Source organism: Pseudonocardia sp. (assembly GCF_029263155.1).
In the GTDB taxonomy this organism is placed as follows: Bacteria; Actinomycetota; Actinomycetes; order Mycobacteriales; family Pseudonocardiaceae; genus Pseudonocardia.
Window position 1 is genome coordinate 174027 of record NZ_JAJCYB010000044.1, and the last position, 24578, is coordinate 198604.

Below are 24578 nucleotides of genomic sequence, written 5' to 3' on the forward strand. Positions count from 1 at the left end.
AGACACCAACCGGCGCGCGAAACCCCCGGGGGTCAGCTGGGGAGCAGGGCGGCGTGCAGGCGGTCGAAGCCGAGGACCTGGCGCAGTGCGCGGCGGCGCAGCAGGTCCAGATCCAGCACGCGGACCTGACCGCTCGTGGGTTCGTACACCGTCCAGCCGTCCTCGTGGGCTCCGAGCGCCATCACGTAGTGCCGGGGCACGACCGTGCCGACCAGCAGCGGTACCGGCCGTCCGACCTTGAGCGCCACCCCGACCGCCCCGATCAGGGCGGAGACGTCACGGGCGTCGGCGTCGTCGACCAGTCGCACGCGGTACGGCCCGGCGGACGGGACGTTGCGGCGCAGCCAGGTGACCATGCCCCACGGCGGCGTGCCCAGCGCCCGGGGCCAGAACCGCGCCGACTCGCGGTGGATCTGCTTCTGCCGCGCGTCGTAGCGCACCCCGAACCCGGCGCTGACGCCCGCTGCGGGCGCCGTCGCGATCCCGTACGACCCGCCCACCGCCGCCCGGTCGTCGGTGCCACCACCGTCCGGCCCGTCGAGGCGCCGGATCTCCGCCGGATCCGCCCAGGCCGCGAGCGCGACGAGCACCGCGCTGCCGCAGGTGGTGCCGTCGACCTGGTCGAGCTTCACCCCGGCCCGGCGTTGGTCACCGATCCGGTCGCTCAGCAGCGGGTTGCGCCCGGCGGCCAGCGGGCGCACCGCCGACACCGGCACCGCGGCCGGCCGCCAGGACCGGACGAGCCCCTGCACCCGACGCGCCCACCCGCAGACCGTCCGCATCGCCCGTCTCCCTCCGACACCCACTCCGGACCCAACAGTAAACGACAGCCGGGGCGTCGCGCGCGGCTCCGACCGACGACGCCGGGTGGTCGCCGGCACCGCGCCCACCGCGCCGAGGACCGACCCGATCGCCGGTCGCGGACCCCCGGTGACGCGCACCCTCCGGCCGTGCGCGTATGTCGGGACGTGCGCGGGTGACCGGAAGGTACGCGGCGGGCACCAGACCGCCCGGGGTCTCCGGCACGGGCACCCGGGTGTCGTTCCCTATGCTCACCAGATGGCTGAGCTGACTGCCGAGGTACGCACCTTCCTGTCCGAGGGCACCCGCACCGGCAAGCTGGGCTTCGTCGCCGCCGACGGTCGCCCGCTGGTGGCGCCGATCTGGTTCGTCGTCGACGGCGACGACCTGCTGTTCAACACCGGCCGCGACACCGCCAAGGGCCGGGCGATCGCGCGCGACCCGCGCCTGGTGCTCTGCGTCGACTCCGAGGTGCCGCCGTTCGGGTTCGTGCAGATCCAGGGAGTGGCGTCGACCTCGGAGGAGCCCGCCGAGCTGGTCCGGTCGGCCACCGAGATCGGCGGGCGCTACATGGGCGCCGAGCGCGCCGAGGAGTTCGGGCGGCGCAACGGCGTGCCCGGCGAGCTGCTGGTCCGCCTGACGCCCACGAAGGTGATCGCCCAGCTCGACATGACCGGCTGACCCGGCGGCATCGCCGGCTCTCCCCCGGGGTCCTCCCGCTCCGCCGCGGGCGGCAGCGACGAGCAGCGCGCGCGACGAGACGATGGCGGTCGTGCGCGCAACCGGGCCCGGCCGTCGAACAGGTGCTACCCGCGCTGTTCCTGGTCGTTGGCGGGCACGCCCCGCTCGGCGTCGCTCCCCCAGCCCTGCGCCAGCTTGCTGATCTTCCCGGCGAAGTCGCGGGCGGCCACGGCCGGGTCCTCGGCCCGCCCGGCCGCGACACCGATCAGGAACGCCGTGACCGGCGCGCCCGGACGGCTGACGTCGTGCGCGACGTCCGCGGTCATGTCGAGCACCGTGTCGACGAGCCCGTCGGCCTCCACCGTGTCGCCGAGGCCGAGCTCCCGCGAGACCGCGGCCAGCCAGTCGGTCAGGGCGTTCGCATCATCGCTAGCAGCCATGACCCGACCGTAGCCGCGATCGCCGCACCCCGCCCGCTCAGCTCCCGAACAGCGCCGGGATCTTGATCACGAGTTGGGAGAAGCCGTAGCCGAAGGGCACGACGACCCACAGCCAGGCGAGCGCGGTGAGAGCCGGGTGCAGCCTGCCCTCGTCGGAGCCGCCGTCCGCGGACTGCGTGGAGGTGCTGGTACCGGACTCGGTGCTCATGAGCGTGCTCCCGCCGTTGCGCTGGTCGATGTCTCGGTGGGCTCGTGGAACCGCTCGGACACCGGCCGGATCAGCTCGTTGGCGATGAAGCCGACGACCAGCAGCCCGATCATGATGCTGAACGCGAGGGTGTAGCGGCCCGGGCCCTCCACGCCGGCGGCGATCTGCGCGTCGGCGATCGCGTTGACGATGACCGGGCCGAGCACGCCCGCGGTGGACCAGGCGGTCAGCAACCGGCCGTGGATCGCGCCCACCTGGTAGGTGCCGAACAGGTCGCGCAGGTAGGCCGGCACGGTGGCGAACCCCGCCCCGTAGAAGGACAGGATCACCAGCGCGCAGGCCAGGAACAGGACCTTGTTGGTGTTGGTGGTCAGCGTGATGGTCAGGTACAGCAGGGCGCCGACGCCGAGGTACATCCGGTAGACGTTCTTGCGCCCGACGACGTCGGAGGCCGAGGACCAGATGAACCGGCCCAGCATGTTGGCCAGCGACAGCAGCGCCACGAACCCGGCCGCCGCGGCGGCGAGCGCCTGGGGGCTGGTGGCGTCGGGGAAGAAGTCCTGGTAGATCGGGGCGGCCCGCTCCAGGATACCGATGCCCGCGGTGACGTTGAAGCACAGCACCACCCACAGCAACCAGAACTGCGGGGTGCGGATGGCGTTGTTGGCCGACACGCTCGCCGTGGTGACCATGCTCTTGCCCGACTTCTGTTCCGGATCCCAGCCCGCGGGCTTCCAGCCCTCGGCGGGCACCCGGATCAGCAACCAGCCCAGAGACATGAACACCGCGTAGATCAGCCCCATGACGAGGAAGGTCTGCGCGATGCCGCCGGCGGCGGCGTTCTCGCCCGCGCCGCCGAACGTGACCAGCAGCTGGTTGGTCAGCGGCGAGGCGATCAGCGCTCCCCCGCCGAAGCCCATGATCGCGATGCCGGTCGACATGCCGGGGCGGTCGGGGAACCACTTGATCAGTGTGGAGACCGGCGAGATGTAGCCGATGCCCAGCCCGATGCCGCCGAGCACGCCGTAGCCGAACACGACCAGCCAGTACTGCCCGATGGCCACCCCGAGCGCGGAGACCAGGAACCCACCGGAGAAGAAGACCGTCGCGAGGACCATCGCCCAGCGCGGCCCGTTCTCGTCGACCTTGGTCCCGAGCACGGCCGCCGAGATGCCCAGGATGACGATGCCGAGGGTGAACGGCAGCGCGCTCAGGGTCCCGGCGATCGGGCTGCCCTCCAGCAGCGTCGAGGTCAGGGGAAGCTTGAACACGCTCCAGGCGTAGACCTGACCGATCGCGAGGTGGATCGCCAGCGCCGCCGGAGGGACGAGCCACCGGCTCCATCCGGGCGGAGCGACGATGCGCTCACGCTGCAGAAAACCTGCGGCCATGTGGACCCCCCTCACGAACCTGTGACACGACCGCGCGAACGTAAGTTGCCATGGCAACGGTCGCAACCGCTGGCGACGCACACGCCCGCGACGCCGGGCCCGGCGGTGCGGGCCCGGCGTCGCGGGGATGGATCAGCGATCGGAGGCGGGCGCTCGGGCCCGCCGGAGGTCAGGCCGAACGCTCCTGGCGGGTGCGTCGGGCCGGGGTGCGCGGCACGATCGTGGGGTTGACGTTGCTGCGCACCGTCTGCTCGGTGACGACGACCTTGGCGACGTCGTCGCGGCTGGGGATGTCGTACATGACGGGGAGGAGCACCTCCTCCATGATCGCGCGCAGGCCGCGCGCGCCGGTGCCGCGCAGGATGGCCTGGTCGGCCACCGCGTCGAGCGCGTCGTCGGTGAACTCCAGCTCCACGCCGTCCATCTCGAACAGCTTGCAGTACTGCTTCACCAGCGCGTTGCGCGGCTCGGTGAGGATCTTGACCAGGGCGTCCTTGTCCAGCGAGGTGACCGACGCGACGATCGGCAGCCGCCCGATGAACTCCGGGATCAGGCCGAACTTGATCAGGTCCTCGGGCAGCGTGTCGCCGAAGCTCTCCGACGCGTCGACCTCGTTCTTGCCCCGGATCTCCGCACCGAAGCCGAGACCGCGCCGACCCACCCGGTCACCGATGATGCGCTCCAGGCCGGCGAACGCGCCGGCCACGATGAACAGCACGTTGGTGGTGTCGATCTGGATGAACTCCTGGTGCGGGTGCTTGCGCCCGCCCTGCGGGGGCACGCTCGCCGTGGTGCCCTCCAGGATCTTCAGCAGCGCCTGCTGCACGCCCTCACCGGAGACGTCACGCGTGATCGACGGGTTCTCCGACTTGCGGGCGATCTTGTCGACCTCGTCGATGTAGATGATCCCCGTCTCGGCGCGCTTGACGTCGTAGTCGGCGGCCTGGATGAGCTTCAGCAGGATGTTCTCGACGTCCTCGCCGACGTACCCGGCCTCGGTCAGCGCGGTGGCGTCGGCGATCGCGAACGGCACGTTGAGCAGCTTCGCCAGCGTCTGCGCGAGGTAGGTCTTCCCGCAGCCGGTGGGGCCGAGCATCAGGATGTTGGACTTGGCGATCTCGATGCCGTCGCCGTCGGGCCCCCGGCCCTTGTCGCCGGCCTGGATGCGCTTGTAGTGGTTGTAGACCGCGACGGACAGCGTCCGCTTGGTCTGGCCCTGCCCCACCACGTACTGGTCGAGGAAGTCGTGGATCTCGGCGGGCTTGGGCAGCTCGTCGAGCTTGACCTCACCGGCCTCCGCCAGCTCTTCCTCGATGATCTCGTTGCAGAGATCGATGCACTCGTCGCAGATGTAGACGCCAGGCCCGGCGATCAGTTTCTTGACCTGCTTCTGACTCTTCCCGCAGAACGAGCACTTGAGCAGGTCACCGCCATCGCCGATGCGTGCCATGAGTGCAGACCCCAAATCTCATCTCGCGCGACCATCCGGCGTGCCCGGTAGGCGCGGCCCTCGTGACGGTACCCGCCGAATGCGTCACCGGGGGAGCTTCCGCGTGCTCCGATTCGGGGACGAGTCGACGGACGGTCGGCACCGGGCGGTGAGGACCGGTGCCGACCGGGTGTTCGTTAGGAGACGGCCGACAGCTTCCGGCTCTGGATGATCTCGTCGACGATCCCGTACTCCTGCGCCTCGGTGGCGGTCAGGATCTTGTCGCGCTCGATGTCGAGGCGCACCTGCTCCTCGCTCTTGCCGGTGTGCTTGGCGAGCGTGGACTCCAGCAGCTTGCGGATCCGGGAGATCTCCGCGGCCTGGATCTCGAGGTCCGAGACCTGGCCGTAGGTGCCCTCGGTGGCCGGCTGGTGGATGAGGATGCGCGCGTTCTGCACGGCCAGCCTGCGCCCCGGGGTGCCCGCGGCGAGCAGCACGGCCGCGGCCGACGCGGCCTGCCCGAGGCAGACCGTCTGGATGTCGGGACGGATGAACTGCATCGTGTCGTAGATGGCCATCAACGCGGTGAACGAGCCACCGGGCGAGTTGATGTACATGCTGATCTCGCGGTCCGGGTCGGCGGACTCCAGGCACAGCAGCTGCGCCATCACGTCGTTCGCCGACGCGTCGTCGATCTGCACGCCGAGGAAGATGATGCGCTCCTCGAACAGCTTGTTGTACGGGTTGGACTCCTTGACCCCGTAGCTGGTGCGCTCCACGAACGACGGCAGCACGTACCGCGCCTGCGGTGAGTACATGTTCCCGCTGTTGATCGTCACTGCGAGCTCCCGTCGCCGTTGCTCTCGTTGCCGTCCGGCAGCTGTCCCGCCCGCGTGATGACGTGGTCGACGAAGCCGTACTCCAGCGCGTCCTGCGCCCGGAACCAGCGGTCGCGCTCGGAGTCGGCGGTGATCTGCTCGACCGTCTGCCCGGTGTGCGCGGCGATCAGCTCGGCGAGCTCCCGCTTCAGCAGCCGCGACTGCTCGGCCTGGATCACGATGTCGGACTCGCTGCCGCCCACCCCGGACGACGGCTGGTGCATCATGATCCGCGCGTGGGGCAGCGCGTAGCGCTTGCCGCGCGCGCCCGCCGACAGCAGGAACTGCCCCATCGACGCCGCCATGCCCATCGCGAACGTCGCGACGTCGCACGGCACGAACTCCATGGTGTCGAAGATGGCCATGCCGGCCGACACCGAACCGCCGGGTGAGTTGATGTAGAGCTGGATGTCCGCCGACGGGTCCTCGGCGGCCAGCAGCAGCATCTGCGCGGCGATCCGGTTGGCGATGTCGTCGTCCACCTGCTGACCCAGCACGATGATCCGCTGCTGGAGCAGCCGCTCGTACACCGAGTCGGACAACGTCAGCGACGTGTTGTTGCCGCCGCGGCGCATGTCCGCACCGGTGGGTCGGTCCGCCGTACGCGGGCCGGTGTCTTGGGTACTCACTTCCACCCTGCCTTCTCGTCAGCTCGCGTGTGATCCGGGTCGACCCTACGCGGACGGGCACGGCGCCCGCCGCGTTCGGGCCGGATGTTCGCTCTGGGCGTGTTGGCGCCGGTCAGGCGCCGGTGGGCGACCTGTCCTCCGTCGAATCCGCGTCACCCGCGGGCGTCGCGTCGGCGGTGGCGTCGGCGCCGGCGGCTGCGTCGTCGTCGGCGGCGTCGCCGGAGGGCGCGTCGTCGCCGGCGGCGTCGTCGTCGGCGGTCGTGTCGACGACCTCGCCGGGCACCTCGGTGACCTCGACGCCGTCGTCGTCGTCACCGAGCAGGTCCGACAGGTCGATCGCCGACCCGGAGGCGTCGGTGACGGTGGCCGCACGCAGCGCCGAGAGGAGCGCCTTGGTGCGGCGCACGTCGGCGTAGATCGCGCCGAGCTGGCCTGCCTCCTGGATGCGGCGCACGAACTCCTCGGGCGGCATCTGGTACTGCTGCGCCTGGTAGACGATGCGCTCGGTGAGCTCCTGGTCGCCGACGGTCACCTGCTCCGCGTCGGCCAGAGCGTCGAGCACCAGCCGGGTACGGACCGACTTCTCGGCGTCGGAGCGCACGTCGGCGTCGAAGTCCTCGCGCGACTTGCCGTCGGCGGCGAGGAACTCGGCGAAGCGGTCCTCGTCGTGGTCGAAGCCGTGGACCGCGTCGTGGGTCATCGAGTCGACCTCGGCCGCGACGATGCTCTCCGGCAGCGGGACCTCGGTGCCGTCGACGAGCGCCTCCAGCACCTTGTCGCGCGCCGCGGTGACCTGCTCCATACGCCGGACGCGGCCGAGCCGCTCGCGCAGGTCGGCGGTGAGCTCGTCGAGCGTGTCGAACTCGCTGGCCAGCTGCGCGAACTCGTCGTCGGCCTCGGGTAGCGAGCGCTCCTTCACCGCGGTGACCTTCACGGTGACCTCGGCGTCCTTGCCCTCGTACTCGCCCGCCACCAACGTGGAGGTGAACGTGGTCTCCTCGTCGGCCGACAGACCCTGGATCGCTTCGTCCAGCCCGTCGATCAGGCCGCCCTGGCCCACCTGGTAGGAGAACCCGGTGGTGGCGGCCTCCTCGACGACCTTCCCGTCGACGGTGGCCGAGAGGTCGATCAGGACGAAGTCGTCCTCGGCCGCGGCGCGCTGGACGCCGGCGAGGGTGCCGAAGCGCTCGCGCAGGCTGTGCAGCTGCTCGTCGACCGCCTCGTCGGTGACCTCGACGTCGTCGACCGACACCGAGATCGAGTCCGGAGCCGGCAACGCCAGCTCGGGTCGCACGTCGACCTCTGCGGTGAACGCGAGGCGCTCGCCGTCGGCGATCTCGGTGACCTCGATGTCGGGGCGGCCGATCGGCTTCACCTCGTCGGCGGCGCTGACGGCCTCCCCGTACTTCGCGGGCACGGCGGCGTTGACGACCTCGTCGAGGACCGCGCCGCGACCCAGGCGGGCGTCGATGATGCGGGCCGGGACCTTGCCGGGGCGGAACCCGGGGACCTTGACCTGCTGCGCGATCTTCTTGTAGGCGCGGTCGAAGTCCGGCTTGAGCTCGTCGAACGGCACCTCGACGTTGATCCGGACCCGCGTCGGGCTCAGCCTCTCGACGGTGCTCTTCACTGTGGGGTACTCCTCGATTCCTGGATCAGGTGCGACCCGAGGAGAACCCGGGCCGCGGCGACGCGGCGTGGCCGCGCGTGCGCAGTCCGGGCGAGTCTAGGTGAACCGGCGACGCGGCATCCGTCCGGCCGCCATGGCGGGCGCCGCGGTCACGGCGGGGACGACGTCGGAGAACGTCACCTCGACCCGGACCGGCCCGAGCACGTCGCGCACCGTGGCCCCCACCTCGTCGGCGAGCTGGGGCAGCGGGACACCGAGCCGGGCGACGACGGCGATCTCGACCGGTTCGTCGCCGGTCCCGATCCGGACCCCCACGACCCTGCGCCTGCCCGGCAGGTGGGAGGCGACCGTGCCGAACGGGCCACCGTCCAGCCGGGCGATCCCGGGGTGTCCCAGTACCGCGGCGGCGACGTCCTCGACGGCGCGGTCCGCGGACGCGGCGCGGTCGGGAGCGGGCATGGGCGCAGGGTAGCCCGCGGGTGCGGCGTCCGGGGACGCCGAAGGGCGGCTCCCCCGGCTCGCACGTCCGGGTGAACCGCCCGCGGGCGCTGGGCCCGGTGTCAGCTCCGGTCGCCCTTGAGCCGCTCGCCCAGGTTCGACGCGGTGTCCTTGACCGAGTCGCCGGTCTGCTTGACGTTGCCGCTGACCTGGTCCTTCTGGCCCTCGGCCCGGAGCTCGTCGTTGCCCGTCAGCTCACCGACCTTCTCCTTGACCTCACCGATGACCTCCTCGGCCTTGTGCTTGGCCTTGTCCACGAAGCTCATGACAGTCCCCTTCGGTCGGGGGACGCGGGCGGCCGCAGCGGATGCCGGCGGCTACCGTGTCCCGTGCCAGATCTGACGCCGTCGAACCGACCGCCCTCACGGTGACGCGTGTCACTCCCGGAAACCCCTGATCGGAGCGCGGTGCAGGTGAGCCAGGGAGCGGACGTGCACGCTCCCGCACCCCGCGCCGCCGCCGAGGAGCGTGCGGGCACCCCGACCGGCGAGCTCGACGAGCTGACCCTGGTCGTCCGTGCCCAGGAGGGCGACGTGCACGCGTTCGAGGTGCTCGCCCGCCGCCACCAGGAGGCGCTGTTCCGGCTCGCGCTGCGCGTGATGGGCGACCGGGGCGAGGCGGAGGACGCGCTGCAGGAGGCCCTGCTCGACGCATGGCGGCGGATCGGGAGGTTCCGCGGGGACTCCGCGTTCTCGACGTGGATGTACCGCGTCGTCACCAACCGCTGCCTGGGGATGCTGCGGCGCCGCAGGCCCCTCCCGGTCGAGACGATCGAGACGCCCGCCCCCGCGCAGGACTCCCCCGAGCGGGCCGCCGAACGCGACGCCGGCATGGCCGCGCTCACCCGCGCCGTCCAGGGACTGCCCGACGACCTGCGCGTGTGCTGGGCGCTGCGCGAGATCGAGGGACTCGGGTACGCCGAGATCTCGGCGATCACCGGGGCGGGCGAGGATGCCGTGCGCGGCCGGATCCACCGGGCGCGCACCAGGCTGGCGGAGGAGATGCGCGCATGGCGGTGAACCCCTCCCCCGAACCCGGCGCTCCCGAACCCGGCGCTCCAGAACCCGGTGGCCGCCTCGCCTGCGGACGGGACGCCGCGCTCGTCTGGGACCGCGCCGCCGCGGGCGAGACGCCCGACGCCCACGAGCGCGACTGCCCGCACTGCACGGCCACGGCCGCCGACGCCCGCGGGCTCGACGCGCTCGTGCACCGCATGGCCGCCGAGCCGCTCGAGCCGCCGCAGTCGGTGCTCGACCGCGTCATGGTGGCCGTGCGCACCGAGCTGCGCCCGCACGACGTGATCGTCCTGCCCTCACCGCACGGCCCGGCCCGGCTCTCCCGCGCGGCCGCCGCCGCGGTGCTGCGCCACACCGTCGACGGGATGGGCGGGCTGCGGGCGCGCAGCTGCCGGATCGACCAGGTGGCCGACACCCTGGCCGGCGACCCCGGGCAGCTGCACGCCGTGGACGTCGCGATCACGGTGACGGCGCGGTTCGGCGTCGACCTCGCCTCGGTGACGGCGCGGGTGCGCCAGATGGTCGCCGCGGCGGGCGAGCAGGCACTGGGGGTGCCGGTGCGGCGCGTGGACATCGAGGTCGTGGACCTGTTCGGGGAGGATCGGTGAGCGAGCCGGTGGTGCGGGTGCACGTCGGCGACACGGTGGTGGCGCGGGTGGCCGCCCAGCGCGCCCGCCGGGTGCCCGGCGTGGTGGCGCTGCGCGCCGATCTCGCCCAGGCGCTGCTCGGCTTCGCCGACTCGCTGCTGAACGCCGGGGGCGGCGCGCTCCCGACCGACGGCGTGCACGCCTCCGTGCGCGGCGGCTCGGCCGAGGTGTCGATCACGCTGGCGACGCGGCTGGGGCACAACTGCCGCGACGTGGCCCAGGCCGTGCAGCAGGAGGTGGCGGCGGAGGTGCGTGCCTACACCGGGCTCGACGTCGTGGTGCGGGTGACGGTGGCCGAGGTCCTGCTCGGCTGATCGCCGACCGCCGCGCGGCTCAGGTCAGGCGCAGGCGCTCGACCGGCTGTCCCGTGACCTCCGCGATGAGGTCGAAGTCCTTGTCGACGTGCAGGACGGTCAGCCCGGCCAGCTCCGCTGCGGCGGCGACCAGCAGGTCGGGCACGGACGGCGCACGATGCCGACCGCGGTCGGCGAGCAGCTGCTGGACCTCGACCGCGCGGTCCTCGACCATCGGCGTCAGGTACTCGATCGGCAGCATCGACAGGGGGGGGCGTCGGGCCTCACCACGGAGATCCACGCCGGAGCGGGCCGAGAAGCCGATCTCCAGCCGCGTGGCGGTGGTGATCCGGATGAGAGCCCGCTCGATCCGGTCGATCCAGACCTCGGCGTCCCGCCCGGTTCCCAGCCGGGTGTAGGCGGACTTGTCGAGCAGCCAACTCACGCGTGCCCGTCCCACGCATCCGCCATGACCTCCGGGGCGTCGAGGTCCCGGAACACCTCCGCGGACCGGCGCAGGTCCTCCCGAGTGCAGCTGGCCGCCGACCGGCTCGCGTCCTGGGCCAGCAGGCGGCGCAGGTACTCGCTGCGGGACATGCCGAGCCGCTGGGCGTGCGCGTCCAGCGCGGCGATCGCCTCGTCGGGCACGTCGCGGATCAGGATATCGGTCATGCGGACACCTCCGACCCCATGATAGCGAGCGCTATCACCGGGTCGTCCGGAGCGCGCGGACCCGAGGCCGGGGAAGGGCCGTTCAGCGGCGGGCGGGAGCGTCGGCGAGCACGCAGTCGCCGCACAGCCCGTCGCGGGCGCGGTAGTAGAGGCAGCAGGTACGGCGGCGGTAGGTCCAGTGCCGGTCCGGGGGCTGTGGGGCGAGCAGCTCCCCCAGGTCGGCGAGGGCCGGTTCGTCGAGCAGCCGCCGTGCGACCGCGGCCGCACGGTCCGCGGAGCCCGGCCAGTGCTGCGCCACCATCCGGCGGGCCGCGGCGATCGTCGAGGCCGCGTTGCCCCACAGCACCCGCGGCGACACCGCCGCCTGTGCTCGCACCGCCGTGACCAGCGGGGCGAGGTGCCCGTCCAGCAACGCCGCGGCCAGCCCGGCGGCCGCGGCGTCCACGTCGGGCACGGCCCGACCGGCCGGGTCCGGGCTCCACAGCGCCCACGGCCCGTCCGCCGAGGGGGCCCAGTGCAGCGTGCGCGCGGTGAGCTCGGGCAGCACCGCGTGCACGACCGCCGCGGCGAAGGGGGCCGACACCAGCAGCGCCGCGAGGCCCTGGAACGTGATCGACGCCGCCACGCGGTCGTCGGAGCCCAGCACCCGGCGCACGTGGGCGATCCGTTGCGCCAGCACGCGATCACCCGGACCGCAACCTGACGATCCGCTTGCGATCGCGGCACCCGGGTCGGGCCGCTCGGCGTACAGATCCGCGACCGGACGGCATCCGGGGTCGGGGTGTCGGTCGGGGCCGGTGCGCACGGTGAAGAACGGTCCGGCCCTGGCCACATCGGTGAGCACGGCGGATGGGTCCATGCCCGCAGTCTGCCCCGCCGGGACCGGCGCGACACGGTACCTGCTCGAATCCACGACGGGCGGCTCCGTCGCTGGTCATCGTGCTCACGTCCGCAGCAGTGGCGCATCGTCGTTCCCGCATGCAACGCTGTTCGACGCGCAACCGCACCCGCTGACGCGTGCCTGCGTACGACGCAGCAGTCCCCCGGCCGGCGCCCACCACGACGCCCGGCCGCAGCGCCGCACCCGGGCCCACCACCGCCCGGTGGCGGCGCACCCCGATGCACCCGTTCGGACCAGAACCGGCGTCCGCTCGGAGCCGTCAGATATTCTCCCCCCACTCATCACGTCGTCCCGATAGCCCCAGATCCTGGGTGTCGCCAGTCGGGGTGCACCGAGACGACAGGAGGCACAGTTGGCTGCCAACACGGCGGGCGGGCTCTACGCCCCTGAGTTCGAGCACGACGCGTGCGGTGTCGCCATGGTCGCCGACCTCGCCGGTCGCCGCGATCACGGCATCGTCCGCAAGGCCCTCACCGCGCTGCTGCGCCTGGAACACCGCGGCGCCCGGGGCGCCGAGGCCAACACCGGCGACGGCGCCGGCATCCTCATCCAGGTCCCGGACGCGTTCTACCGCGAGGTCGTGGAGTTCGAACTCCCGGCCGAGGGCACCTACGCCGCCGGCATCGCGTTCCTGCCCACCGACGGCACGGACGCCGCGATCGCCGAGATCGACCGCCTGGCCGCCGACGAGGGGCTGCGCGTGCTGGGCTGGCGCGAGCTGCCCGTCGACCCCGACGGGGCCGACATCGGCCCGAGCGCGCGCGCCGCGATGCCGGTGTTCCGCCAGCTGTTCGTGGCCGGCGCCGCCGGCGAGGCCGGGATCGAGCTGGAGCGGCTCACGTTCTGCCTGCGCAAGCGCGCCGAGCACAGCGAGCGTGCGAAGGGCACCTACTTCCCCTCGCTGTCCCCGCGCACCATCGTCTACAAGGGGATGCTGGCCGAGCCGCAGGTCGAGGCGTTCTACCCGGACCTGTCCGACGAGCGCGTCACGAGCGCGATGGCCGTGGTGCACTCGCGCTTCTCCACCAACACGTTCCCCGCGTGGCCGCTCGCGCACCCCTACCGCTACGTCGCGCACAACGGCGAGATCAACACCCTGCGCGGCAACCGCAACTGGATGGCCGCGCGCGAGGCGCTGCTGGAGTCCGACCTCATCCCGGGCGACCTCACCCGCCTGTCCCCCGTCGTCACCCCGGACGCCAGCGACTCGGCCACGTTCGACGAGGTGCTCGAACTGCTGCACCTGGGCGGGCGCAGCCTGCCGCACGCGGTGCTGATGATGATCCCCGAGGCGTGGGAGAACCACGACGAGATGGACCCGGCCCGCCGGGCCTTCTACGAGTTCCACTCCACGCTGATGGAGCCCTGGGACGGCCCCGCGCTGGTCGCGTTCACCGACGGCACCCTGATCGGCGCCGTCCTCGACCGCAACGGCCTGCGGCCGGCCCGCTACTGGGTCACCGACGACGGCACCGTCGTGCTCGCCTCGGAGGTCGGCGTGCTCGACGTCGAGCCGTCCGGCGTGGTGCGCAAGGGCCGCCTGGAGCCCGGCCGGATGTTCCTCGTCGACACGGCCGCCGGCAAGATCGTCGACGACGCCGAGATCAAGGGCGCGCTGTCGGCCGCGCACCCCTACGCCGACTGGCTGCACGCCGGCCTGATCCGGCTGGAGGCGCTGCCGGACCGCGAGCGCGAGGTCTACAGCCACGCCGCGCTGACCCACCGCCAGCAGTCGTTCGGCTACACCGAGGAGGAACTCAACGTCCTGCTCAAGCCGATGGCCGCGGCGGGCGCGGAGCCGATCGGGTCGATGGGCAACGATGCGCCGCTCGCGGCGATCTCGCAGCGCCCGCGCCAGCTGTTCGACTACTTCACCCAGCTGTTCGCCCAGGTCACCAACCCGCCGCTGGACGCGATCCGCGAGGAGCTGGTCACCTCGCTGGGCAGCGCGCTGGGCCCGGAGCAGAACCTGCTGCAGGCCACGCCCGCGCACTGCCGCACGATCGTGCTGCCGTTCCCGGTGCTGGGCAACGACGACCTGGCCCGCATCGTGCACATCAACGACGACGGCGAGTACCCGGGCTTCGAGTCCGTCACCGTCAAGGGCACGTTCCGCGCGGCCGAGGGCGGCGAGGGCCTGCGCAGGCGGCTGCACGAGATCTGCACCCAGGTCTCGGAGGCCATCGAGGACGGTGCCCGGCTGATCGTGCTGTCCAATCGGGGCGTGTCCAAGGACCACGCGCCGATCCCGTCTCTGCTGCTCACCGGCGCCGTGCACCACCACCTGGTGCGCGACCGCACCCGGACCCGGGTCGGGCTGGTCGTCGAGTCCGGCGACGCCCGCGAGGTGCACCACATCGCCCTGCTCATCGGCTACGGCGCGGCGGCGGTCAACCCCTACCTGGCCATGGCCACCGTCGAGGACCTCGCAGAGCGCGGTGACATCCCCGGCGTCGACCCGGCCACGGCGGCCAAGAACCTGGTCAAGGCGCTGGGCAAGGGCGTCCGCAAGACCATGTCGAAGATCGGGGTCTCCACCGTCGCGTCCTACACCGGCGCGCAGATCTTCGAGGCCATCGGCCTGGGCCCCGAGGTGATCGACGAGTGCTTCACCGGCACCACGTCGCGCCTGGGCGGTGTCGGCTACGACGTGCTCGCCGAGGAGGTCCTCCGGTCGCACCGGCACGCCTTCCCCGCCGACGAGGTGCGGGCCAGCCACCGCGCGCTGGAGGTGGGCGGGGAGTACCAGTGGCGGCGCGAGGGCGAGCTGCACCTGTTCAACCCGCAGACGGTGTTCAAGCTGCAGCACTCCACGCGGTCCGGGCGCTACGAGGTGTTCAAGGACTACACCCGCGCCGTCGACGAGCAGGCCGGGCGGCTGATGACGCTGCGTGGGCTGTTCGCGTTCCGGGAGGGCGTGCGCCCGCCGGTCCCGATCGACGAGGTGGAGTCCGTCGACTCGATCGTGAAGCGCTTCGCCACCGGCGCCATCTCCTACGGGTCGATCTCGCAGGAGATGCACGAGACCCTTGCCATCGCGATGAACCGCCTGGGTGGCAAGTCCAACACCGGTGAGGGCGGCGAGGACGCCGACCGCTTCACCCCCGACGCGAACGGCGACTCCCGCCGCAGCGCGATCAAGCAGGTGGCGTCCGGGCGCTTCGGGGTCACCAGCGAGTACCTGGTCAACTCCGACGACATCCAGATCAAGATCAGCCAGGGGGCCAAGCCCGGCGAGGGCGGCCAGCTGCCCGGCGGCAAGGTCTACCCCTGGATCGCGAAGACCCGCTACTCCACGCCGGGCGTCGGGCTGATCTCGCCGCCGCCGCACCACGACATCTACTCCATCGAGGACATCAAGCAGCTCATCCACGACCTGAAGAACGCCAACCCGCGCGCCCGCATCCACGTGAAGCTGGTCAGCCAGGTCGGCGTCGGCACGGTCGCGGCGGGCGTGGCGAAGGCCTACTCCGACGTCGTGCTCATCTCCGGCCACGACGGCGGCACCGGCGCGTCGCCGCTGAGCTCGATCAAACACGCGGGCGGGCCGTGGGAGCTGGGCCTGGCCGAGACGCAGCAGACGCTGCTGGCCAACAACCTGCGCGACCGGATCGTCGTGCAGGCCGACGGCCAGCTCAAGACCGGCCGGGACGTGATGATCGCGGCGCTGCTCGGCGCCGAGGAGTTCGGCTTCGCCACCGCCCCGCTGGTGGTGTCGGGCTGCATCATGATGCGCGTCTGTCACCTCGACACCTGCCCGGTCGGCGTCGCCACCCAGAACCCGGAGCTGCGCAAGCGGTTCGACGGGCGTCCGGAGTACGTCGTCAACTTCATGCGGTTCGTCGCCGAGGAGGTGCGCGAGTACCTGGCGAAGCTGGGCTTCCGCACGCTCGCCGAGGCCGTCGGGCACGCCGAGATGCTCGACACCGCCGAGGCCGTGCGGCACTGGAAGACCGAGGGTCTCGACCTGTCCCCGATCTTCGCGATGCCCGAGCCGGTGAAGGGCACCGCCCGCCACAACACACGCGGGCAGGACCACGGCCTCGAGAAGGCCCTGGACAACACGCTGATCCAGCTGTGCGAGGGCGCGCTGTCCTCGGGCGACAAGGTGCGCCTGGACCTGCCGGTCCGCAACGTCAACCGCACCGTCGGCACGATGCTCGGCTACGAGCTGACCAGCCGTTGGGGCGGGGAGGGACTGCCCGACGGCACGATCGACGTCACCCTCACCGGCTCGGCCGGGCAGAGCTTCGGCGCCTTCGTGCCCCGGGGCATCACGCTGCGACTGGTCGGCGACACGAACGACTTCTTCGGCAAGGGCCTGTCCGGCGGGCGCCTGACGCTGCGCCCCGACCCGACAGCGCCGATCGTGGCCGAGGACAACATCATCGCCGGCAACGTCATCCTCTACGGGGCCACGTCCGGCGAGATCTTCGTGCGCGGCATCGTCGGCGAGCGGTTCTGCGTGCGCAACTCCGGCGCGCTCGCCGTCGTCGAGGGCGTGGGCGACCACGGCTGCGAGTACATGACCGGCGGCCGTGTCGTCGTGCTGGGCAAGATCGGGCGCAACTTCGCGGCGGGCATGTCCGGCGGCGTGGCCTACGTGCTCGATCTGGCTGCGTCCGACTCCTTCCTGGCCAACCGGGTCAACCCCGAGATGGTCGATCTCGACCCCCTCGACGACGACGACCGGCTGTTCCTGCGCGACGCCGTCGAGCGGCACTACGCGGAGACCGACTCCGCGGTGGCGAAGGCGCTGCTCACCGACTGGGACGACGCGCTGCCGCGGTTCGGCAAGATCATGCCGCGGGACTTCAAGCGCGTGCTGCAGGCACGCGAGGCCGCCGAGCGAGACGGCCGCAACGTCGACGAAGCGATCATGGAGGCCGCTCATGGGTGACCCCAAGGGGTTCCTCACCACCAGGCGCGAGACTCCGCAGCGCCGCCCGGTCGACCTGCGCCTGATGGACTGGCGCGAGGTCTACGAGGACTTCGAGCGCGGCACGCTGGAGCGTCAGGCCGGGCGCTGCATGAACTGCGGCATCCCGTTCTGCCACCAGGGCTGCCCGCTGGGCAACCTCATCCCGGAGTGGAACGACCTCGTCTACCGCAAGGACTGGCGGGAGGCCACCGAGCGGCTGCACGCCACGAACAACTTCCCGGAGTTCACCGGCACGCTCTGCCCCGCCCCGTGCGAGACGGCGTGCGTGCTGGCGATCAACGACGACGCGGTCACGATCAAGCAGGTCGAGATCGAGATCATCGACCGGGCCTGGGACGAGGGTTGGGTGCCGCCGCAGGTGCCGACCACGAAGACCGGGAAGAAGGTCGCCGTCGTCGGGTCCGGCCCGGCCGGGCTCGCCGCCGCCCAGCAGCTCACCCGCGCCGGGCACGACGTCGTCGTGTTCGAGCGGGCGGACCGCATCGGCGGGCTGCTGCGCTACGGCATCCCGGAGTTCAAGATGGAGAAGTCCCGGCTCGACCGGCGGCTCAAGCAGATGCAGGACGAGGGCACCCTGTTCCGTGCCTCGGTCGACGTCGGTGCCGACGTCACGGCCGCGCAGCTGCGCGCCGACTTCGACGCGGTCGTGCTCGCGGGCGGGGCCACCGCCTGGCGCGACCTGCCCGCGGCCGGCCGCGAGACCGAGGGCGTGTACCAGGCGATGGAGTTCCTGCCGTGGGCCAACCACGTGCAGCAGGGCGACATCGACGCGCCGCCGATCACGGCGGAGGGCAAGGACGTCGTGATCATCGGCGGGGGCGACACCGGCGCCGACTGCCTGGGCACGAGCCACCGGCAGGGCGCCCGGTCGGTCACCCAGCTGGAGATCATGCCGACGCCCCCGGAGCACCGCACCGATTCCATGCCGTGGCCGACCTACCCGATGGTCTACCGGGTCTCCTCCGCCCACGAGGAGGGCGGCGAGCGACTGTTCTCGGTGAACACCACCGAGTTCGTCGCCGACGCCGAGGGCAGGCTGTCGGCCATCCGGATCGTCGAGGTCACCCGCGGCGAGAAGGGCTTCGACCCGGTGCCCGGCACCGAGCAGGAACTCCCGGCCCAGCTGGTGCTGCTCGCGATGGGATTCGTCGGGCCCGAGAAGGGCAAGCTGCTCACCGATCTCGAGGTGGAGCTCGACGAGCGCGGCAACGTCGCGCGCGACGGCACGTACATGACCAACGTCGAGGGCGTGTTCTCGGCGGGCGACATGGGCCGCGGGCAGTCGCTGATCGTGTGGGCCATCGCGGTGGGCCGCGCGGCGGCGGCGGGCGTCGACGCCTACCTCACCGGCCGCGACGTCCTCCCCCGCCCCATCGAGCCAACGGACCGCCCGCTGGTCTGACCCCGGGCTCTCGTTCCGGACAGCGGAAACCCCGGCCACCCGACGCGTGGGGCTCGCGCGCCGACCGGGGCTCGCGCGCCGAGTGGGGGTTCGCGCGCCGACTGGGGGTTCGCGCGCCGAGTGGGGGTTCGCGCGCTGCCGACGCCGCGCGCGACCCGGGCCGGCGCGCGAACCCGCCGTCCGCCGCCTCGTTCGGAGGGCCTGCGCGAGGTGCCCGGACCCGCACTGCGGCATCGGTGACACTCACCCGCAGGATCGGGCTTCCGCTCGGCCGCCGGGCTCTGCCACCCTGGGCACACAGACCCCGAGGGGGCCCGATGACCGCGCAACGGGGCGGACCGACACTGATCCGGTCGGTGCAGCGGGCCCTGAGGTTGCTGGAGGTCGTCGCCGAGAGCGACGGACGCGCGCACGCCAAGGAGATCGCCCGGGCCGCCGGACTCCCCCTCGCCACGACCTACCACCTGCTGCGCACCTGCACCCACGAGGGCTGGCTGCAACGCCTCGACGACGGCACCTACGCGCTCGGCCACCGGATCGACGCGGTCCGCCTGCACGGCGGAGCGGCGCGGGGTGTCGCCCGGGCCCGCCCCGCGCTGGAGTGGCTGCGCGACGAGCTCCGCAGCGCGGTGTACCTGGCGCGCTACGTCGACGGCGAGATCGTCGTCGTCGAGATCGTCGACAGTTCCAAGGCCCCGCGGATCGATCTGTGGGTGGGTGTGCACGACGCGGCACACGCCACCGCCCTGGGCAAGTCGATCCTGGGGCAGCTCTCCGACGGCGACCGTGACGAGTACCTGTCCAGCCATCCACTGCACGATCTGACCCCCCGTACCGTCGTCGACCGCCACAGGCTGTGCCTGCCCGAGCCCGACGAGCTGGCCGTCGACGACGAGGAGTACGCGCTCGGGGTCACCTGCATCGCCACCCCGGTCGTGCCCGGCGACGGCGTCGGCGCGATCGGCATCGTCACCCCGCCGGGTGTGCCCGCGGCCCGGGACCGGGCCTGCCGCACCCTGCGCGCGGGCGCCGGGCGGATCTCGCGGGCGCTGGCGATGAGGGTGCCCTGACCGGCCGGGTCATCATCTGAGATCCGCGCACTGGCAGCGGCGTGGCGCTCGTCACAGGATGGGCGGATGGTGATGCCCCGCGCTGAGTTACCCGGTCCCGAGTCACCCGACCCCGGCGTGCCCGGATGGGCGCTCGACGCCCTCTCCGCCGTCTACGACCCGTGTTGCCGCGAGAAGGGCATCTCGGTGGTCGACATGGGGCTGCTCCGGTCGGTCGCGGTGACCGACGGCCGGGCCCGCGTCGAGCTGATGCTCACGTCGGGCTGGTGCCCGTTCGCGGCTCACGTCCTCACCGAGGTGCAGGAGGCGATCGCGGCACGTCCCGGGGTCGACTCGTGCGAGGTGGAGATCGTCTGGGACGAGGCGTGGACGGCCGACCGGCTGTCCGCGTCGGCAGCGCGCAAGCTCCGACTGCTGCCCGACCCCGCGTCCGTCCCCGACCGCGACGCCTACGTCGCGGCCAACCGTCCGGAGATCGAGGAGACCAACCGATGATCGGCGACGCATTCGTGTTCGACGGGGTGGCGCACCCCTTCAACTTCACCCCCAAGAACGCCTTCGGCGCGGCGGGCGAGATGTTCGTCAACCATCTCTACGCCTTCCACCAGGTGCTCACCCCGGACACCGAGCCGAAGCTCTCGGCCGAGGAGTACCTCAAGGACTGGACCCCGTCCGACATCCACGAGATGGTCTACGACCACTCCGACACCGACATGCTCGTGGCGATGCCGCTGCCGCTCACCGACCTGTTCCGGGACGGCCTCTCGCCGTGGGAGGACTGCGCCGAACTCGCCTCCCGCGACCCGGAGCGCACGATCTTCTGGGGCTCGGTGAACCCGCTGGAGGGACGCCGGGCGCTGGACCTGATGGAGCGTCAGGTGAAGGAGTTCGGCGCCAGGGCGTTCAAGTTCTACAACGTCCGCTACGACTACGGCTCGCCGTTCCCCTGGCGGATGGACGACCCGAAGATCGCGTTCCCGATCTTCGAGAAGGCCCAGGAGCTGGGCATCGACCTGATCGGCGTGCACAAGGGCGTCCCGCTCGGCCCGCAGCCGATCGAGGCCACCCAGACCTGGGACATGGACGGGGCCGCGGCGAACTTCCCCGACATCAACTTCGTGATCTTCCACGTCGGGCTGCCGTTCATCGACGAGGTCTGCTGGCAGCTCATCCGGCACCCCAACCTGTACGCCTCGATCGCCGCGACGCTGAACTTCGTGGTCCGCTCGCCGCGCCAGTTCGCCGAGAACCTGGGCAAGCTGCTGTTCTGGTGCGGCGAGGACAAGATCATCTACGGTTCGGAGGCGCCGATCTGGCAACCCCAGTGGGCACTGCGCGCGTTCAAGGAGTTCCAGATCCCGCAGGACCTCTGCGAGGGGTACGGGTACCCGCAGCTCACCGACCAGGCCAAGCGCAAGATCCTCGGGGAGAACCTGCTCCGGTTGCACGGGATGGACGTCGCGGAGACCACGGCGCGGCTCGGGAGGCCGCAGGCGCACTGACCCACACCGCACCGGGAGGGCTCCGGCCGCTCGCGGCCGGAGTCAGCCCTCGTCGAGCTCCAGCTCCCACGCGTCGTCGCCGATCCAGACCCGCAGGCCCTCGGCGTCGTCGGTGAAGAAGCCGTCCTCCTCCTCGCCGAGCTCGCGGGCCGCACCCAGGGCGAGATGGCTGTACCGGATCCGGCCGTCACCCTCGTCGACCGGGCGGTACTCGCGGGCCAGGCGGGCGGTGCGGCTCTCCGTGGCCAGCCAGGCCGCGTTGTCGACGCCGACGTCGGCCACCCAGCTCTCGTTGCGCATGCCCAGCAGTATGGCGGCCATGGCCAGTGGCGCCTTCTCACATTGAGATCCGGCCCGAAGTGTGCGGCAGGCACACGGTCGGGTGTCACGCCGGCGGCTACCGTCGGCGACATGCTTCTGGACGGGCGGACGGCACTGGTCACCGGGGCGGCGTCCGGGATCGGGGCGGCGATCGCCCGCCGCGTGGCGGCCGACGGGGCGCACGTCGTCGCCGTCGACCGCGACGAGGCCGGGCTCAAGGCGCTGCACGACGACCTGCAGGGGCTCGACGACGTCGCGGGCATCGAGACCATCGCCTGCGACCTGTCCGACCTCGACGCCGTCGACGCGCTGCCCGCCGCCGTCGACGTGCTGGTGAACAACGCCGGCATCCAGCACGTGGCGCCGGTGCACGAGTTCGACCCGGAGCGCTTCGGGCTGATCCTGCGGGTGATGCTGGAGGCGCCGTTCCGGCTGGCCCGGCTCGTGCTGCCGCACATGTACTCCCGCGGCTGGGGGCGGGTCGTCAACGTCTCCAGCGTGCACGGCGTGCGCGCGAGCCCGTACAAGTCGGCCTACGTCAGCGCCAAGCACGGGCTGGAGGGCCTGTCCAAGGTGATCGCGCTGGAGGGTGCCGCGCACGGCGTGACCAGCAACTGCCTCAACCCCGCCTACGTGCGCACACCGCTGGTCGAGAAGCAGGTCGCCGACCAGGCGCGCACGCACGGCATCGACGAGTCGCAGGTCCTGGAACAGATCATGCTCACCCCCGTCGCGGTGAAGCGGCTCATCGAACCCGCCGAGGTCGCCGACCTCGCCGCCGTCCTCTACGGCCCGGCGTCCGGATCGATCTCCGGGACCTCCCTGCTCATGGACGGCGGCTGGACCGCCCACTAGTGTCCCCCGCCGGAAGTTCACCACATATCTCGGCGGCCCAGCTCCCCGCTGACCAGGCCGCCGGGCGGCCCGAGTACGCCCGGTACGAGGGCCATCCGACGACCCGGCCAGCGGAGACCTGCATCCACCGATATACGCAACGAACTTCCGGCGGGGGACACTAGAGCTGCCGGCGGCAGCGGCCGAGGACGCCGAGCACCGATGCGCGGTGGCAGTATCGCGGCCGTGTCGCAGATCGCGCTGGAGCTGCTGCGCCTGCTCGCCCAGGATGCGTCCGCGGACCACATCGACGAGCAGGCGCGCCGGCTCGTCACCTCCGATCCGGGGTCCGGCGAGCCGGCGCGCGGCCTCGCGCTGCGGGTACGGGCCGGGATCGACGCGCACCGCAGGCGCGAGTCCGAACTGTCCGCCCTGGTCGACACCGCCCGCGACCTCGCATCGGTGGACGGACCCCGCGGCGTCCTCGACGCGATCGTGCGCCGCGCCCGGAGCCTGCTGGGCACCGACGTCGCCTACCTGACGTTGCACGACGCCGAGCGTGGCGACACGTTCATGCGGGCCACGGCGGGTTCGGTGTCGGCGCGGTTCCAGGCGCTGCGGCTCCCCGTGGGCGCCGGGCTCGGCGGGCTCGTCGCCCAGACCCGGCGCCCGTACTGGACCGCCGACTACCCCGCCGACCGGCGCTACGACCACACCGCGGAGATCGACGGCGCGGTCGGCGAGGAGGGACTCGTCGCGATCTGCGGCACCCCGCTGATCGTGGACGGCGAGTTCGTGGGCGTGCTGTTCGCCTCCCACCGCAGCCGCCGGGAGTTCCGTCGCGCCGAGGTCGCGCTGCTCGGGTCGCTCGCGGCGCTGGCGGCGGTGTCGCTGGTGCAGGCCCGGCGGGCCGCCGAGACCGCCGACGCGCTGGCCGCCCTGTCCGCGGCGCACGCGGACATCGAGCAGGCCGCGGCGGCGCACGACCGGTTCGCCCAGGTGGTGCTCTCCGGCGGCGGGGTGGACGAGATCGTGGCGGTGCTCGGCGAGCTGCTGGACTGCTGGGTCACCGTCCTCGACGTGGACGGCGAGCCCGTGGCCGGGCACGGCGCCGTGCCCGGCACGGACCTGCACGACACCGGGGCGGTGCGCCGGTCGGTGGCGTCGGGTCGCCTGGCCGGCGCGGACGGGCTCTGGGCGGTGGCCGTGCGGGCGGTCGGGCAGCGGCTGGGCACACTCGTGCTGGGCGGGTGTGCGGAGCTCGACGGCGGGCAGGGCCGCACCGTCGAGCGGGCGGCGATGGTCACCGCGCTGGTGCTGCTGTTCCGGCTGCGCGCCGCGGAGGCCGACCAGCGCGTCCGCACCGACCTGCTCGCCGACCTGCTCGCGCGGGCCGAGGGCGAGCTCGACCCGGGGCTGGTGGAACGCGGGCGGCTGCTCGGGCTGCGGCTGCAGCATCCGCACGTGGTGGCGGTGTGCCGGGGCCGCTCCCCCGGCCTGCTGGCGGCCGCGGCCGACTCCGGTGACGGGCGCGGCCTCGCCGGATCCCACGGCGAGGACGTGGTGGCGCTGGTGCCGGGCACCGACCCGTCCGCCGTGGCCGAGGGCCTGTCGCGACGCCTCGGCGACGCCCCGGTGACGGTCGGCGCGGCCGGGCCCGTCGTCCCCGGTGCCGGCCTGCGCGACGCCCACGCGCACGCCCGGCGCACCACCGACGCGCTGGTCGCGCTCGGCCGCCCGGCCGGGTCGGCGCGCGAGCTCGGGTTCGCGGGGCTGGTCGGGCACCCGGCCGACGTCGACGACTACCTGGCGCGCGTACTCGGCCCCGTCGCCGACTACGACCGGCGGCGCGGCAGCGACCTGCTCGGCACGCTGGAGGCGTGGTTCGCCACCGGGGCCAGTCCGCGCCGCGCGGCCGGGGAGCTGCACGTGCACGTCAACACCGTCTCGCAGCGCCTCGAGCGGGTGGCCGCGCTGCTGGGCGCGGACTGGGCCGAGCCGGCACGGGCCCTGGAGATCCAGCTGGCCCTGCACCTGCGCCGCCTGCGGAACCCGTGACCTGCGGGGCATACGGCTGCTCCCGGGTCGCGGACACTGGACGTAGCGGGAGCGATCGGCCGAGGTCAGCGCCGCGATCATCGACTTCGCGGGGTCGCCGGGCGCGTCCCCCACGTGAGGGAGCGGCGCGCCGCCGCGCGCCCGTCGGCCGCCGCCGGTCGCTCGGCGGCGACCGCTGACCGGCCAACCGCCGGTCGACCGGTCACCGATCGTGATCGTCCGCTCGACGGAGAGCCGGAATCTGCCGCACCCCACCGAACCGGGATCCGTTGACCCTCATGACCGGTGCCGGTGGAACGGGGAGCCTCTGCCGGCACCGGTCGATCCAGTCCGGA

At 72.5% G+C, this 24578-nt stretch carries 25 protein-coding genes; 11 read left to right on the forward strand and 14 right to left on the reverse strand.

What is annotated here, in order from left to right:
* Positions 1–32: 32 nt before the first annotated feature.
* Positions 33–782, reverse strand: coding sequence for a hypothetical protein (locus tag Q1K26_RS08575; protein ID WP_300009044.1), 750 nt, complete (start codon positions 780–782; stop codon positions 33–35).
* A gap of 277 nt (positions 783–1059) precedes the next feature.
* Here Q1K26_RS08575 and Q1K26_RS08580 point away from each other — a divergent pair, with 277 nt between their 5' ends.
* Positions 1060–1482 (forward strand): PPOX class F420-dependent oxidoreductase, encoded by a 423-nt coding sequence (locus Q1K26_RS08580; protein WP_300009045.1) that lies wholly within the window; start codon positions 1060–1062, stop codon positions 1480–1482.
* A 125-nt stretch (positions 1483–1607) separates the two neighbouring features.
* Here the strand turns inward: Q1K26_RS08580 and Q1K26_RS08585 are convergent, their stop codons facing one another.
* The 9 genes from Q1K26_RS08585 to Q1K26_RS08625 form a co-directional block, all read right to left on the reverse strand.
* Positions 1608–1922: a DUF6457 domain-containing protein gene (locus Q1K26_RS08585; protein ID WP_300009046.1), complete on the reverse strand. Its 315-nt coding sequence runs from the start codon at positions 1920–1922 to the stop codon at positions 1608–1610.
* A 37-nt stretch (positions 1923–1959) separates the two neighbouring features.
* On the reverse strand, positions 1960–2130 hold the full coding sequence (locus tag Q1K26_RS08590) for a hypothetical protein (RefSeq protein ID WP_300009092.1): 171 nt from the start codon (positions 2128–2130) through the stop codon (positions 1960–1962).
* The gene (locus tag Q1K26_RS08595) at positions 2127–3521 is read right to left on the reverse strand and encodes an OFA family MFS transporter (protein ID WP_300009047.1); all 1395 of its coding nucleotides are present in this window, start codon (positions 3519–3521) and stop codon (positions 2127–2129) included. Before Q1K26_RS08595 ends, Q1K26_RS08590 begins: the two co-directional genes overlap by 4 nt.
* Positions 3522–3690: 169 nt before the next feature.
* A complete protein-coding gene (gene clpX, locus Q1K26_RS08600) occupies positions 3691–4971 on the reverse strand; it encodes an ATP-dependent Clp protease ATP-binding subunit ClpX (protein WP_300009048.1) in 1281 nt (426 codons plus the stop codon).
* 176 nt (positions 4972–5147) lie between these two features.
* On the reverse strand, positions 5148–5768 hold the full coding sequence (locus tag Q1K26_RS08605) for an ATP-dependent Clp protease proteolytic subunit (RefSeq protein WP_300009090.1): 621 nt from the start codon (positions 5766–5768) through the stop codon (positions 5148–5150).
* 17 nt (positions 5769–5785) lie between these two features.
* On the reverse strand, positions 5786–6403 hold the full coding sequence (locus Q1K26_RS08610; protein ID WP_300009091.1) for an ATP-dependent Clp protease proteolytic subunit: 618 nt from the start codon (positions 6401–6403) through the stop codon (positions 5786–5788).
* 166 nt (positions 6404–6569) lie between these two features.
* A complete protein-coding gene (tig, locus tag Q1K26_RS08615; protein WP_300009049.1) occupies positions 6570–8087 on the reverse strand; it encodes a trigger factor in 1518 nt (505 codons plus the stop codon).
* Positions 8088–8183: 96 nt separating this feature from the next.
* Positions 8184–8546, reverse strand: coding sequence for a hypothetical protein (locus Q1K26_RS08620; protein ID WP_300009050.1), 363 nt, complete (start codon positions 8544–8546; stop codon positions 8184–8186).
* Positions 8547–8647: 101 nt separating this feature from the next.
* The gene (locus tag Q1K26_RS08625) at positions 8648–8851 is read right to left on the reverse strand and encodes a CsbD family protein (RefSeq protein ID WP_300009051.1); all 204 of its coding nucleotides are present in this window, start codon (positions 8849–8851) and stop codon (positions 8648–8650) included.
* 165 nt (positions 8852–9016) lie between these two features.
* Between Q1K26_RS08625 and Q1K26_RS08630 the strand changes: the two genes are divergently transcribed.
* Genes Q1K26_RS08630 through Q1K26_RS08640 form a run of 3 tightly spaced genes read left to right on the forward strand, consistent with a single transcriptional unit; the run spans position 9017 to position 10562 of the window.
* Positions 9017–9604 carry a sigma-70 family RNA polymerase sigma factor gene (locus Q1K26_RS08630; protein ID WP_300009052.1) on the forward strand — a complete coding sequence of 196 codons (588 nt, stop codon included), beginning with the start codon at positions 9017–9019 and terminating at the stop codon, positions 9602–9604.
* Positions 9595–10209: an Asp23/Gls24 family envelope stress response protein gene (locus tag Q1K26_RS08635; protein ID WP_300009053.1), complete on the forward strand. Its 615-nt coding sequence runs from the start codon at positions 9595–9597 to the stop codon at positions 10207–10209. The genes Q1K26_RS08630 and Q1K26_RS08635 overlap by 10 nt, the downstream gene beginning before the upstream one ends.
* Entirely contained in the window at positions 10206–10562 is a 357-nt protein-coding gene (locus Q1K26_RS08640; RefSeq protein ID WP_300009054.1) for an Asp23/Gls24 family envelope stress response protein, read from the forward strand. The genes Q1K26_RS08635 and Q1K26_RS08640 overlap by 4 nt, the downstream gene beginning before the upstream one ends.
* A 19-nt stretch (positions 10563–10581) precedes the next feature.
* On the opposite strand, the gene Q1K26_RS08645 is transcribed toward Q1K26_RS08640, so the two are convergent.
* From Q1K26_RS08645 to Q1K26_RS08655, 3 genes are all read right to left on the reverse strand, one after another.
* A complete protein-coding gene (locus tag Q1K26_RS08645) occupies positions 10582–10986 on the reverse strand; it encodes a PIN domain-containing protein (protein ID WP_300009055.1) in 405 nt (134 codons plus the stop codon).
* A complete protein-coding gene (locus Q1K26_RS08650) occupies positions 10983–11213 on the reverse strand; it encodes a ribbon-helix-helix protein, CopG family (RefSeq protein WP_300009056.1) in 231 nt (76 codons plus the stop codon). Before Q1K26_RS08650 ends, Q1K26_RS08645 begins: the two co-directional genes overlap by 4 nt.
* Before the next feature lie 82 nt (positions 11214–11295).
* The gene (locus Q1K26_RS08655; RefSeq protein ID WP_300009057.1) at positions 11296–12072 is read right to left on the reverse strand and encodes an IucA/IucC family C-terminal-domain containing protein; all 777 of its coding nucleotides are present in this window, start codon (positions 12070–12072) and stop codon (positions 11296–11298) included.
* Between the two features lie 394 nt (positions 12073–12466).
* Between Q1K26_RS08655 and gltB the strand changes: the two genes are divergently transcribed.
* From gltB to Q1K26_RS08680, 5 genes are all read left to right on the forward strand, one after another.
* Entirely contained in the window at positions 12467–17014 is a 4548-nt protein-coding gene (gene gltB / locus Q1K26_RS08660) for a glutamate synthase large subunit (RefSeq protein ID WP_300009058.1), read from the forward strand.
* Positions 17007–18458 (forward strand): glutamate synthase subunit beta, encoded by a 1452-nt coding sequence (locus tag Q1K26_RS08665; protein WP_300009059.1) that lies wholly within the window; start codon positions 17007–17009, stop codon positions 18456–18458. The genes gltB and Q1K26_RS08665 overlap by 8 nt, the downstream gene beginning before the upstream one ends.
* A gap of 317 nt (positions 18459–18775) precedes the next feature.
* Complete coding sequence (locus tag Q1K26_RS08670; protein ID WP_300009060.1) at positions 18776–19528, forward strand: IclR family transcriptional regulator; 753 nt, start codon at positions 18776–18778, stop codon at positions 19526–19528.
* A 117-nt stretch (positions 19529–19645) separates the two neighbouring features.
* A complete protein-coding gene (locus tag Q1K26_RS08675; RefSeq protein ID WP_300009061.1) occupies positions 19646–20023 on the forward strand; it encodes a metal-sulfur cluster assembly factor in 378 nt (125 codons plus the stop codon).
* The gene (locus Q1K26_RS08680; protein ID WP_300009062.1) at positions 20020–21030 is read left to right on the forward strand and encodes an amidohydrolase family protein; all 1011 of its coding nucleotides are present in this window, start codon (positions 20020–20022) and stop codon (positions 21028–21030) included. Before Q1K26_RS08675 ends, Q1K26_RS08680 begins: the two co-directional genes overlap by 4 nt.
* A 42-nt stretch (positions 21031–21072) precedes the next feature.
* Here the strand turns inward: Q1K26_RS08680 and Q1K26_RS08685 are convergent, their stop codons facing one another.
* Entirely contained in the window at positions 21073–21351 is a 279-nt protein-coding gene (locus Q1K26_RS08685; RefSeq protein ID WP_300009063.1) for a hypothetical protein, read from the reverse strand.
* 90 nt (positions 21352–21441) lie between these two features.
* Here Q1K26_RS08685 and Q1K26_RS08690 point away from each other — a divergent pair, with 90 nt between their 5' ends.
* On the forward strand, positions 21442–22206 hold the full coding sequence (locus Q1K26_RS08690) for a 3-hydroxybutyrate dehydrogenase (RefSeq protein ID WP_300009064.1): 765 nt from the start codon (positions 21442–21444) through the stop codon (positions 22204–22206).
* 225 nt (positions 22207–22431) lie between these two features.
* The gene (locus tag Q1K26_RS08695; RefSeq protein WP_300009065.1) at positions 22432–24243 is read left to right on the forward strand and encodes a helix-turn-helix domain-containing protein; all 1812 of its coding nucleotides are present in this window, start codon (positions 22432–22434) and stop codon (positions 24241–24243) included.
* The last annotated feature ends 335 nt before the right edge of the window (positions 24244–24578 follow it).